This is a genomic window from Actinophytocola sp. (assembly GCF_035762905.1).
In the GTDB taxonomy this organism is placed as follows: domain Bacteria; phylum Actinomycetota; class Actinomycetes; order Mycobacteriales; family Pseudonocardiaceae; genus DASYTH01.
Window position 1 is genome coordinate 82906 of record NZ_DASUCC010000056.1, and the last position, 12150, is coordinate 95055.

Annotated in this window: 12 protein-coding genes; 6 read left to right on the top strand and 6 right to left on the bottom strand. The window is 69.4% G+C overall.

Annotated elements, in window-relative coordinates:
- The 4 genes from VFV67_RS10435 to VFV67_RS10445 form a co-directional block, all read right to left on the bottom strand.
- Entirely contained in the window at nt 1-1428 is a 1428-nt protein-coding gene (locus VFV67_RS10435; protein ID WP_326469125.1) for a PhoX family protein, read from the bottom strand.
- Nucleotides 1429-1631: 203 nt separating this feature from the next.
- Entirely contained in the window at nt 1632-3569 is a 1938-nt protein-coding gene (locus VFV67_RS10440; RefSeq protein ID WP_326469127.1) for a cellulase family glycosylhydrolase, read from the bottom strand.
- 387 nt (nt 3570-3956) lie between these two features.
- Entirely contained in the window at nt 3957-4115 is a 159-nt protein-coding gene (locus VFV67_RS36755) for a BTAD domain-containing putative transcriptional regulator (protein ID WP_414636220.1), read from the bottom strand.
- A 136-nt stretch (nt 4116-4251) separates the two neighbouring features.
- Complete coding sequence (locus tag VFV67_RS10445) at nt 4252-4812, bottom strand: XRE family transcriptional regulator (protein ID WP_326469128.1); 561 nt, start codon at nt 4810-4812, stop codon at nt 4252-4254.
- Nucleotides 4813-4851: 39 nt separating this feature from the next.
- Between VFV67_RS10445 and VFV67_RS10450 the strand changes: the two genes are divergently transcribed.
- From VFV67_RS10450 to VFV67_RS10470, 5 genes are all read left to right on the top strand, one after another.
- The gene (locus VFV67_RS10450) at nt 4852-5367 is read left to right on the top strand and encodes a GNAT family N-acetyltransferase (RefSeq protein WP_326469129.1); all 516 of its coding nucleotides are present in this window, start codon (nt 4852-4854) and stop codon (nt 5365-5367) included.
- A 24-nt stretch (nt 5368-5391) separates the two neighbouring features.
- Complete coding sequence (locus VFV67_RS10455) at nt 5392-6456, top strand: DUF2332 domain-containing protein (protein WP_326469130.1); 1065 nt, start codon at nt 5392-5394, stop codon at nt 6454-6456.
- A gap of 76 nt (nt 6457-6532) precedes the next feature.
- Nucleotides 6533-7327, top strand: a complete 795-nt coding sequence (locus tag VFV67_RS10460; protein ID WP_326469132.1) for an MOSC domain-containing protein — start codon at nt 6533-6535, stop codon at nt 7325-7327.
- A gap of 114 nt (nt 7328-7441) precedes the next feature.
- Nucleotides 7442-8179 (top strand): hypothetical protein, encoded by a 738-nt coding sequence (locus VFV67_RS10465; protein WP_326469134.1) that lies wholly within the window; start codon nt 7442-7444, stop codon nt 8177-8179.
- Between the two features lie 264 nt (nt 8180-8443).
- Nucleotides 8444-9616, top strand: coding sequence for a PLP-dependent aminotransferase family protein (locus VFV67_RS10470; protein WP_326469135.1), 1173 nt, complete (start codon nt 8444-8446; stop codon nt 9614-9616).
- On the opposite strand, the gene VFV67_RS10475 is transcribed toward VFV67_RS10470, so the two are convergent.
- Nucleotides 9606-10337 carry an SRPBCC domain-containing protein gene (locus VFV67_RS10475; protein WP_326469137.1) on the bottom strand — a complete coding sequence of 244 codons (732 nt, stop codon included), beginning with the start codon at nt 10335-10337 and terminating at the stop codon, nt 9606-9608. The two genes, VFV67_RS10470 and VFV67_RS10475, sit on opposite strands and share 11 nt — an antisense overlap.
- A complete protein-coding gene (locus tag VFV67_RS10480) occupies nt 10330-10923 on the bottom strand; it encodes an ArsR/SmtB family transcription factor (RefSeq protein ID WP_414636218.1) in 594 nt (197 codons plus the stop codon). Before VFV67_RS10480 ends, VFV67_RS10475 begins: the two co-directional genes overlap by 8 nt.
- A 248-nt stretch (nt 10924-11171) precedes the next feature.
- Here VFV67_RS10480 and VFV67_RS10485 point away from each other — a divergent pair, with 248 nt between their 5' ends.
- Nucleotides 11172-12122 (top strand): multicopper oxidase domain-containing protein, encoded by a 951-nt coding sequence (locus VFV67_RS10485; RefSeq protein ID WP_326469139.1) that lies wholly within the window; start codon nt 11172-11174, stop codon nt 12120-12122.
- Nucleotides 12123-12150 lie beyond the last annotated feature (28 nt).

Consider the following 12150-nt stretch of genomic DNA (forward strand, 5'->3'; position numbering starts at 1 on the left):
TCAGACGCCGATCCGGTGCCAGGGGCCCCAGATGGCGAAGGTCATGCCGCGGGACGCCTGGATGTTGACGAACAGCGTGTGGCCGTCCGGACTGAACGTTGAGCCGGCGAACTCGTCGTTGAACCGCGGCGTGCCGGTGTTGCTGTTGAGCCGATTGAGGGCGATGTCGAACAATTGCCCACGGCGGGACAGACCGCGGATGTAGTTGTCGTTGACGTTGTCCTCGCAGACCACCAGGGTGCCGCGCGGGCTGGTTGTGACGTTGTCGGGGAAGTCCAGCACGTCCGGTCCGGGGGACTGGTAGGCGAGCCGCAGGGTGTTCGACCTGATGTGGTAGGCCCAGATCTGGCCGGAGCCGTTGCCGTAGCCGTCGGCGATCGGTCCGATCCCGGTCTCGGCGGGTCCGCCACCCTGGGTCGAGGTGAAGTAGACGGTGCCGTCGTCGTAGGCGGAGCCCTCCAGCCGGGAGAAGAACGCGGCGCCCTGCGCCCAGCCCTGGCGGCCGACGTGGGTCAGCGCGGTGTCGTTGGTGGTGGGGGCGGGCTGGCCCGGGGTGTACGGGAAGCTCGGTGCCGGGTCGTCGATGTCGACCCACTGCACCCGGTAGCTGGCCCGGTCCGGTTGGGCGGCGGCGAGGTTGGCGTTTGGCCGGCCCTTGACCGCCAGCATCTGCAGCCGGCCGCGGTTGTCCATCCGGCCGGTGCGCATCGGGTTGCGCCGCGGGGTGTAGCGGTAGAAGCCCGACGGAAAGCCGAAGTTGTCCTCGGTGAGGTAGAGCGCGCCGCCGTCCGGATCGAACGCGACCGACTCGTGGGCGAACCGGCCGGCCGAGGTCAGTGGTTCCCGGTCGGACTCGCCGTCCACCGGCACCTCGAACACGAAGCCGTGCCGCTGGGTGAGCGCGGTGTTCGGCGCGCCGGTGAAGTCCGGCCCGACGTCCGGTCCGTTGACCGTTTCCTCGCAGCTGATCCAGCTGCCCCACGGCATCCGCCCGCCGGAGCAGTTCATCTGGGTGCCGTTGAGGCTGGTGTGGGCGCGGACCACCTCGCCGAACCGGGTCACCTCGATGGTGGTGGTCCCGCCCTGGGCCATCGGGTCGTAGGCCTTGCCGGCATCGCCGAAGGCCGGGCCGGCGTTGTTCAGCTCGTGGTTGCGGACCAGGAGATAGTTGCCCGGCCGGCAGTGCCGGCCCTCGCCTCGGAACGCGCCCATGCCGTCGTGCCGGCCGGGCAGGTTGGTGCCGTCGTCGAGCACCACCGGGACCTCGGTGTCGTGGAACGACCGGTACTGGAAGTCCTCGGGCAGCCACAACCGGACGGTCCCGTCGCGCAGGTCGGGGACGGGCCGCAGCTCCCGGAACCCGCCGGAGTCGGCCACCGGCTCGGCCGCCGCCCGGTTGACGAACCCGAGGAACGGACCGCCGATCACCGTTCCACCCGCTACCGCTGCCGCACCCCGAAGAACCGAACGCCGGTCGATGTCAGCCATCGCATGATCTTCCGGCCCGGTTCGCCCGATCGCAAGCGCCCGTTCGTCGCGAATTCAGCTCGCGCGTGGCGTCGACCCGGCCGAGCAGGTCGGCCGGGTCGAGCCGCCGGCGCGTGGTGCCTGATCCAGAACCTTGCGGATTCTCAGTTCGTGGTGCAGCTGGCCACGGTGACGGCATCGGTGGACTGGCCGTTCGCGACGAAGCCGAAGTTCGTGCTCGCGGTCGGGGCGAGGGCGCCGTTGTGCCCGGCGTTGGTGACCGTGGTGCCGGTCAGGTTTCCGTTCCAGACGTTGGAGATGCTCCGGCCGGTGGCCAGGGTCAGCGCGACCGACCAGCCCCGGATCTGGGCGGTGCCGGTGTTGGTCACCGTGACCTCGCCCTGGAATCCGCCGTCCCAGTTGTTGGTGCTGCGGTAGGTGGCGGTGCAGCCGGAGTTGCCGCCGCCGCCACCGGGTTGGGTGGTGCCGGTGGCGGCCGTGGACGCGGCCGAGGTGTTGCCGGCCGCGTCCCGGGCGCGCACCGTGTAGGTGTAGGTGGTGCCGCCGGCCAGGCCGGTGTCGGTGAAGCTGGTGCCCGGCGCGGTGTTCACGATCGCGCCGTTGCGGAAGATCTGGTAGCCGGTCACTCCGACGTTGTCGGTGGCCGCGTTCCAGGACAGGGACACCGACGCCGAGGTCGTCCCGGTGACGGTCAGGCCGGTGGGGGTGCTCGGCGCGGTGCTGTCGATCGGGCCGCTGCCGTACCGCTCGGCCAGGTTGATCCCGGTGGTGCTGCCGGCGCCGCCGAGCCGGACCTGGTGGTCCAGGCCGACGAACTTGTTGTTGAACTGCCACAGGGCCGGCCGGAGCAGGTTGTACTTCTGCTCGTCCCAGGTGCGCCAGTCGTCGAGCAACAGGCCGCCGGTGTCGCCGGAGTTCGGGTTGATCACCCAGAACGTCTGGTGCAGGCCCTCGTCCACGATCAGGTCGCGCAGCGCGGTCATCCAGCGGTCCTGCCGTTCGTCCTGACCGAGCCGCCCGCCCCACTCGCCGATCAGCAGCGGCGCGATGTTCTCCTCGTGGATGTAGAGCCAGTTCGGCCGCCACACGTCGGTGGTCAGGGTCGCCTTGGTGAACGGCACCTGGAACCAGGGCTGGTTGAACACCAGCGGGCCGTAGTCGTGCGGAGAGTAGACCAGCTGGTCCTGGTTCGCGCCGAGATCGACCGGGAAGTCCCGGACGCCACGGAGGTTTCCGCCCCACCAGTTGTAGAAGTAGTTCGGGCTGAGGTCGGGATCGGTGTTGGGGGAGTTCCAGGTCTCGCCGGGGCGCGGGTAGACCTCGATGCCCTCGCACAGGATCAGCAGGTTCGGGTTGATCGCCAGGATGCGCCGGCCGGCGACCTGGCAGGCGTTCTTGAAGTTGTCGGTGTCGGTGCTGCCGTCCCACTTGGCGCGTGGCGGCGAGTTGGGCGTGCCGTGCGGCTCGTTCTTGATGTCCATCGCGACGATGGTGTCGTTGTCCCGGTACCGCTGGGTGACCCATTCCCAGGCCGTGTAGAACTGCTCCGAGGTGATCGTTCCCTTGAACCACATCGGGTAGATGTGGCCGGAGTTGTCCGCCTCGGCGCTGTGCACGTCGAGCATGACCTTGATCCCGAACCGCTCGCACAGCGCCAGCCAGAAGTCCCAGATCTGCAGGTTGTTCATGTTCGCCAGCTCCGGGTTGGCGAACGTGTTCACGTTGGGGCGGGCCACGGTCTGCCCGGCGCGCCACTCCAGCAGCAGCTGGGTGGAGATCGGCACCCGGACGATGTTGATGCCGCGCTGGGCGATCGCCGCGGTCAGCTCGGTGATGTTGGCCGACCACAGGCCGTGGAACACCCGCTCCGAGGCGTTGAAGCCGAACCAGTTCGCCCCGGTCAGCCACACCCGGTTGCCTTCCAGATCCACGATCCGGTTGCCCTGCACGTGCAGCCAGTCCCGCTCCGGGACCGCCGCCGCCTCCTGGCTGGTCGTGGTCGCGGTGGTGGCGAACGCCGCCGCGGAAACGGCGATGGCGGCGGCCCAACGTCGTACTCGACCCCAACGTGTCAGAACCATCGGTCACCCCTGACCTTCTCGACCTGTGGACGCCTGGTGTGCGCCACCTGTTCTGGGAGCGCTCCCAGCACGTAGTGTAAGCACACTTGTCGACCATGTGACAAGCCTCAGCCGCCCGCGTACAGCGCGTGTCCAGTCGGGCACAGCAGACTGCGCACCGTGACGGCGCGGGCGTGGCCGGTCCGGCCGGCAGCTGAGGGAGCGCACCCGCGCGGAGTGTCGATTCGATCAGGAGGTGGCAGGTGCACGACGACGACCGGGTCTTCGCCCTGACCCGAGAGCTGACCTGAGCCCTACGAGAATCCAGGGGTCAACCCGAGCCGGCGGTGTCGGACAGCGTGGTCCGGACCGCACCGGCATCGGGATGGTCGAGCTCCTCGAGGATGGTCAGCGCCTCCCGCAGTGCCCGGTGCACAACGCCTCCACGGCTCGCCCGGTCCGGTACGGCGCCAGCATGATCTGCCGGCACAGGCGTGCCCGCACCGGGTTCGTTTCGAGCAGAGCATGGAACTCCGCGAGGACGATGTCCTGGCCGCCAAGGGCCAGCTCGCGTCGATCAGGTCCTCGGTCGCGGCGAGTCGCTGCCCGGCGAGATGCTCCCTTACCGCCGCCACGTAGGCACCCGCGGCGCCGCCGAACGCCGCGCGGGCCGCCGGCCGCCCGGGAGGCCGGCGGCCCGCGCTCAGCCGGACCGCCGGGTGAGCACGACGAGGTAGCGGCAGGGGCGGCGGGTGGGGTTGTGGTAGGTGCACGGGGCCGGCGGGCCGAGCTGCAGACAGTCGCCGGTGTGCAGGTCGTGTGCGGTGTCGCCCTCGTGGAACCGGAGGTGGCCGGCGAGCACCCAGATGTGGTGGTGGGCGAAGGTGTAGCTGTCGGCCGGAAAGGACGCCCGGGCGCCGGCCGGCAGTTCCACCTCGACCAGTTCGAGGGGACCCCCGGCCGGGGACACCGCGCGGCGCAGGTAGCCGGTCTCGGGGTCGGTCCAGGTGGGTTGGTCGGCGGCGCGCACCAGCCGCCCGCCGTCGTCCTCGGCCCGCGCCACCAGTTGGGACAGCGTGATGCCAAGAGCGCCGCAGAGCCGGCCGAGTAGCGCGGCGGTGGGCTGCGCGTCGCCGTTCTCGATCTTGGTGATCATCGCCCGGGACACGCCGGAGCGGTCGGCGAGCGCGCTGACCGACAGCTCACGGGAGGCTCGGGCGGTCTTCAGGGCCTCGGCGAGCGAAGCGGAGAACGGGTCCGGCACCCTGTCACTATAGCGACAGTTGACGCTATTATCGTCATCATGATCCGGGATGCCACGGAGTGCGACGCCGCGGCGTGTGCGGCGATCTACGCCCCGTACGTCACCGGTACCGCGATCACGTTCGAGAGCGAGCCGCCGACGCCGGACCACATGGCCGAGCGGATCGCCACCGCGCTGCGCACCCACGCCTGGGTGGTGTTCGAGGAGGGTGGCCGGGTGGTCGGCTACGCCTACGGCGGCCAGTACAAGGCTCGGCCGGCCTACCGCTGGTCGTGCGAGGTCAGCGTCTACCTCGAACCCGGTCGCCGCCGCACCGGCGCCGGTCGCGCGCTCTACCGCGCGCTGTTCGACCGGTTGTCCCGCCGCGGTTTCCGCACCGCGGTCGCCGGCATGACCCTCCCCAACGACGCCAGCGTCGGACTCCATCGCGCGATGGGCTTCGAACCCGTCGGCACCTACCGCCGCATCGGCTGGAAACACGGCGCCTGGCACGACGTCGCCTGGGCCCAACGCCCGCTCGCCACCGGCGCTGATCCACCGGCCGAGCCCGACTAGCCGGCGATGGCTAGGATCATCGGGATGGCTGAGGCCCGCTCGCTGGCGCAGGTGTACCGGCGTTTCGGTGAGGTCGACGCCGCCGAATCATCGCCGCTGTACGCCCGGGTCGCCGTCGCGCTGAGCGAGTCCGAGGAGGCGCTGCGCGCCATCGAGGCGGTGCCGGCGCGCAAGCGGAGCCCCACGGTGATCCTGGCCGCGCTGCACGACCTCGCCCTGGCCGGACGCGCCCCGGCACTCGCCGCGGCCTTTGCCGCCGCCGACGGCGCGGCTGCCGCTGCCGCGGCGATCGACACGCTGCTGCGGATGACCGACGCGGTCGCGGCGATCGCCGTACGCCGGCCGACGCGGACCGACGAGACCGGACGCTGCGCCGTGCTGTACCCGGCCATCGCCGAGGCGGCGCGCCGGGTCGGCGCGGATGCGGTCGGGCTGATCGACGTGGGCTGTTCGGCCGGGCTCAATCTCAGTGTCGATCGCGTCGGCATCACCTACGGCAACGGACAATCGCTGGGCGACCCGGCGTCTCCGGTGCGGCAGTCGTGTTCGATCGTGGGCGACCGGCCCATTCCGACGCGGGCGATGCCCGAGGTCGTCGCCCGGATCGGCATCGACCTCGATCCCCTCGCCGTGACCGACCCGGACGACGCCAGATGGTTACGCGCCTGCCAGTGGCCGGATCAGCCGGAACGAGCCGCGCGACTCGAAGCGGAGTTGGCGTTGGCGGCGTCCGCCCCGCCGCGGCTGCTGCCCGGTGACCCCGTCGAGGTGCTGCCCGACGCCCTCGCCCAGGTGCCCACCACCGCCCTGCCGGTCGTCACCACGACCTGGGCGCTGTCCCGGTTCCCGCTCGAGCACCGCCTGCGCTTCCTGCACCGCCTCGACGAAGCGGCGACCAATCGGCCGATTTCATGGGTGTCGGTGGAGGGTGTCGGAGTCGCGCCGGCGATCCCGACCCTCGGCGATCGCCGCGCCTCCGGCCACAGCATCATCGGCCTGGCCGTGTTCAACCACTCGACCCTGCACGCCGAAGCCATCGGCCGCTGCTGGTCGCGCGGCCGCCTGCTCGCCTGGCTGGCCGACTCCTAACGTGGTTCAGGTGCCGCCTCTCGCCCTCGGTCCGGCAGCGGTGTCAAAATCCTTGGTACGGAAGTACTTTGGTGATGTGGCGGTGGTTTCCGGGTTGGTGTGCTACCCGATCAAGGGGTGCGCCGGGGTCGTTCTGGAGCGCAGCGAGGTCACGCCGGCCGGGTTGACGCACGACCGGACCTTCGCGGTCGTCGACCGGTCGGGCGCGAGCCTGTGGCAGGGCGCCGTGCCACGCATGGCGACCGTTCGGGGCCGGGTGCTGGGCGCGGGCATCGTGTTGAGCGCCCCCGGCGCGGACGACCTCGAGGTCGACGCGGCGGCCGGCGGCCGGACCCTTGCGGTCGAGGTGGAGAAGTGGCCCGGCCGGGGGATCGACCAGGGCGATGCGGCGGCGGAGTGGCTCTCCGAACTGCTCGACGTTGCGGTCCGCCTGGTGCGTGAGCCGCCGGGTGCCCGCACCGGCGCCGACCCGACCGCGCTGCTGATCACGTCGCGGTCGTCGCTGGACGGCCTCAACACCCGGATCCTTGCCCGGGGCGCGCCCCCGGTACCGATGAACCGCTTTCGCCCCAACATGATCGTCACGGGCTGGGCCGAGGCACACACCGAGGACCGGGTGGCCCGGATGACCGCGGGCACCGCCGAGTTCGGCTTCGGCGAGCTGGCGATCCGATGCGCGATCACCATGGTCGACCAACTGGCCGGTGTCCGAGCCGGCCCCGAGCCGTTGCGCACCCTTGCCGACTACCGCCGCGAGCCGGACGGGGTCACCTTCGGAATGAAGGCCACCGTCCACACCCCCGGCCACGTCGCCGTCGGCGACCCGGTCACCATCACCGAGCGAAGGTCCACAATAGACAGTGTGTGGTGAGCGGCGGTTCATGTGGCGAGGCAGTCATTTCGATATTGCCAGCCTTGGGTCGACAGTTTACTATTTCGCCTGCACTGCATGGGAGGATAATTGCTTAGCGACCTGACGATTCACGTGAGTGACGTCATTACTTGGTCGCCACTGTTGATTAGCGCCCTGGCCCTGTACTATAGCCGCAAAACCTTTCGGCGCCAGGTTCGGAATGAGCGTAGGAAGCAGGTCGCGCTCATAAGCGTGCAAGCTATCACCGACGGCATTCGGATCATTAATCCAGAAAATCACTACATACTGAGATTGCAGGTTTATTATCACCATCAATGGTTTGGCACATTCGAGCGAGATGACGCAACGGATGCGGAGCCCAACAAATCGATCATGATGATCGATTTTCCGGTGGTAGAACGTCTACGCAAAAAGTGGCGCCAGGAATGGCACGAGTGGGCCAAATGGCGTGACCAGCGGCGGGCCGGTCCAGATCAACCTTGGTTGAACTGGGAAAACGCCGTAGTCGACCGAAGGTTGCGGCCCAGGCGGAACCGACCCCGCAAAGCCAAGTATGGCACCGAGGCGATCGCCGAAGTTTTCCTTGTTGATGCTGCTGGCGAGGAGTGGTACTTCAACACCAACCGGGTAAAGTTGCATGTACCGAGACGGGCGATCCCAAAGGGACTCTTTCGGCTGGCCCTGCGTTTACGCCTGGTTGGCTATCCACCCTGGTCCGGGCTCAGTCCTTTGCAATTATACAACTTCTTCCTCGGAGCCCTTGTCGCACTCGTTTTTGTTGACCATTTCAGAAATGAGGGCCAAGGCCTAAGATGGATACTTTTGTTGCTGGGTAGTCATGAGACCTGAGCGCCGAGTCGAAGGGCAGCGGAACCGCGTCGACTGTGTCGAGCCGGCGAGCTTAGGCACGGTGCGGGAACCGAAGAGTCTCACCGAGCCGATGATCCGGGTCGACTCGGCCGCCATGCTGGCCGCGGTCAAAGCAGGTCGCCTGGCTCCCTGTGACCCCTGAACCGGCCGGAGGCCGGCGCCGCAGGCGCCGGCCTCCGGCCGGTTTCGGTTTGTGCGCCGGGCGACAATGGTCCTTTGGTCGGGTGAGCGCGAGGAGGAGCCGTGCGGTTTGCGGACCGGATGGGGCGGGTGGGTCCCTCGGCGATCAGGGATCTGTTGCGGCACGGGGCGGATCCGGAGCTGATCTCGTTCGGCGGCGGGTATCCGGATCCGGCGCTGTTTCCGGCGGGTGAGCTGCACGGGGTGTACGCCGAGTTGCTCAGTGGCGACCCGGCGGCGCTGCAGTACTGCCCCTCGGACGGGCTGCCGGAGCTGCGGGAGCACGTGGCCGCGCGGATGCGGCGGGACGGGATGGACTGCACGGCCGGCGACGTGCTGATCATCCAGGGGGCGCAGCAGGGGCTGGACCTCGCCGGGAAGCTGATGCTGAACCCGGGGGACACGGTCGTCACCGAGAATCCCACGTTCCTCGGCGCGCTGATCGCGTTCAACCCGTTCGAGCCGGCCTACGCCCCGGTGCGCACCGACGAGGACGGCATGGACATGGCCGACCTTGAGCGGGTGCTGTCGCGGTCACCGCGCGCGAAGCTGCTCTACACCGTCCCGGACTTCCAGAACCCGACCGGCATCACGATGAGCACGCCGCGGCGGCGCCGGCTGATCGAGCTGGCCAACGAGCACGACCTGCTGGTGCTGGAGGACACGCCGTACCGCGAGCTGCGCTACGACGGCGATTCGCTGCCCACGCTGAAGAGCCTGGACACCGAGGGGCGGGTGGTGCACCTTGGCAGCTTCTCCAAGATCCTGGCGCCCGGGATGCGGCTGGGCTGGGCGGTGGCCGACCCGGAAGTGCTGGACCGGTTGGCACTGCTCAAGCTCGCCGCCGACACCCAGTGCAGCACGCTGAACATGGCGGCCGCCGCGCGCTACCTGGACCGCCACGACATCGACGCGCACATCACCGCGGCGCGGGCCGGCTACCGCGCGAAGCGCGACCTCATCCTCGAGGTCCTGCAGAAGACCTTCCCGGACACGGTCGCCTTCACCACGCCGCGCGGCGGACTGTTCACCTGGCTGACCTTCCCCGCCGGCTTCGACACCGCGGAGTTCATGCGCGACGTGGCCGTGCCGAGGGCCCGGGTCGCCTATGTCCCCGGCGCGACCTTCTTCCCGACCACGCCCGAACACAACCACGCCCGGTTCAACTTCTCCGGAATGTCCGACGACGACATCGTCGCCGGGATCACCCGGCTCAGCACCTACCTCAACTGGTGAACGTCTGCTCCCACCACCGGGTCCACCGGTCGCGCAGGTCGTCGAACTCCTTGTCGGCAAGGGCATAGGTGGTGAGCACGGCCATCGCCTGCGGGTTCGGGCGGACCGGCGACGGGGGAGCGGTGCCGACGATCATCAGGCCGTCGCCCCAGCTGTCCACGCTGAGCCCGATCTGCCTTGCGGAGTGGAACCAGACCTGGCCGGCGGCCGGCGCCCCGACCAGCTCGGCGGAGTACGGCTCGCCCGGGGCCAGCCCGGCGAGCCGGTCCAGGCCGAGTGCGGCGCGCGGCTCCCCGGCCGGACCCGGTTGGCCGCTGAAGAACAGCGTCCGGCGCTCGGCGCCGGGATGGCGCTCGAGCGCGAACCGCAGCTGGTGCAGGAAGGTCACCCAGCCCTCGTTGATGTCCTCCCAGTAGTCGGCCCATTCGGAGTTGTCGTCCCGCGGCGAGCGGACCAGCCGGATCATCGTCGCGCCGGCACCGGCGTCGTGCAGCGTGAACGTGCTGCCATCGCCAAGGGCCAGGGTGTGCTCGGCCTCGTCCGGCGTGGCGTGCTGCCGGTAGATGAAGTCGATCTCGGCGTCCAGCCCGCCGTTGGGGTCCTCGAAGTCCCAGCCGTGCCAGCGCCGGATCAGGTCCGGGTCGCGCAGCGACCGCCACACCTCGTCCACCGGCGCCGCGATGGTCACCTCGATCCGGAACGGCTTGTTCGCCTCAGTCATTGCTGGTCTCCTTGGGAGTGGGGTGGCCGCCGACCACGATCCGGTAGGACCGCCCGTCCGGCCGGTCGAACTCGGCGGCGGTCCTGGCCAGTGCCTCATGGAGGGCGTCGGTGAACCGGTGCACGTCGGCGGGGTGGGCGAACCGGATGTCCGCCTCGATGCTGAAGGTGAGCAGGCGGGTGCCGGTCCGTTCGGCGCCGGCCTGCATGCGGGCCACCTGGCGCACGGTGTCGGCCGCGACCCTGACCAGGTGCTCGGCGGCGTACCGGTCGCCGATCGCGGTGAACTCCGCCGCACTCATCACGGCGGGGTCGACGACGAAGGCGTACGCCGTCGCGCGCAGGATTCGCTCGGTGCAGCCCCGGCGCCTGCGCTCCTCGACCAGTTCGACCAGGCCGGCCCGCTCCAGCGTGCGCAGGTGGTAGTTGAGCTTCTGCCGGGGGATCTCCAACTCGCCGGCCAACTGCGTGGCCGATGCCGGGGTACGCAGCCGCTCGAGCAGTCGCCGGCGCAGCGGCGTCAGGGCCGCCCGAAGCCGCTCCGGCTCGGCCAGCAGGGTCATCGCACCGGTGGCCACGGCGACCATCCTGCATTCGACAAATAGATTTGTCAAATGAACCGGTTTGTTTGAAGGGCGAACGAATTTTGTCGTGAATTGTCAACACGTTAGGCCGTTTGGACCTTAGCTTTTGTCTGGCCACTGCATAAGTTCGAAACTGACCAACCGAAAGGTGCTGGGGTTCGCCGGTTGGCGGGGAGGTGCGGGTCTCCCCGCCGTGCCCTGGCGCCAGCTCGTGCAGCCGTCGACACTACCTGCCCCGAATGGAGTCCACAATGGACACTCCGGTGTCCCGGCGCGCCGTGCTGGCCGGTACCGCGGTCGGCATCGCGGTCCCGGCCGCCGTGACGGTGAGTGGTGCCACCACGGGCGTGACCCGCCGGATCACCCTGTACGCCGAGGCGTTGCCCGGCGGGCTGTTCGGCTACGGGACGGCGCCCGGCCAGGCCACGGTACCCGGGCCGGTGCTGGAGATCTGGGAGGGCGACACCCTCGAGATCGACCTGGTCAACGCGACCAACCAGCGGCTGAGCATCCATCCGCACGGGGTGGACTACTCGGTCGACTCGGACGGCAGCCCGCTCAACGACTCCTTCAACGATCCCGGCGAGACGCGCAGGTATGTCTGGCACACCAGGGAGATGTCCGCCGCCGCCGGCCGGCGGTTCATGCCGGGCAGCGCGGGCTACTGGCACTACCACGACCACGCCATGGGCACCGACCACGGCACCGCCGGGATCGCCAAGGGCCTCTACGGCGGGCTGATCGTGCGCCGTCGTGGCGACATCCTGCCGGAGCGGCAGTTCACCGTCGTGTTCAACGACATGATGATCAACAACAGGATGGCGCCGCACACCCCGATGTTCGAAGCCCACCAGGGCCAGCGGGTGGAGTTCATCTGCATCGGGCACGGCGGCCTGCCGCACACGTTCCACCTGCACGCGCATCGCTGGGCGGACAACCGCACCGGCATGCTGGAGGGCCCGGCCGACCCGAGCCACGTGATCGACAACAAGAACCTCGACCCGGGCAGCTCGTTCGGGTTCCAGGTGATCGCCGGCGAGGGTGTCGGGCCGGGTGTCTGGATGTACCACTGCCACGTGCAGTTCCACTCGGACGGCGGAATGGTCGGACTGTTCCTCGTCCGCAACCCGGACGGCACCATGCCGCCCGGCGCCCAGGCGGCCATCGACCGGTTCCACGCTCACTCGCATTCGCACGGCTAGCGCACGCCGGCCACCGACAAGGGAGTCA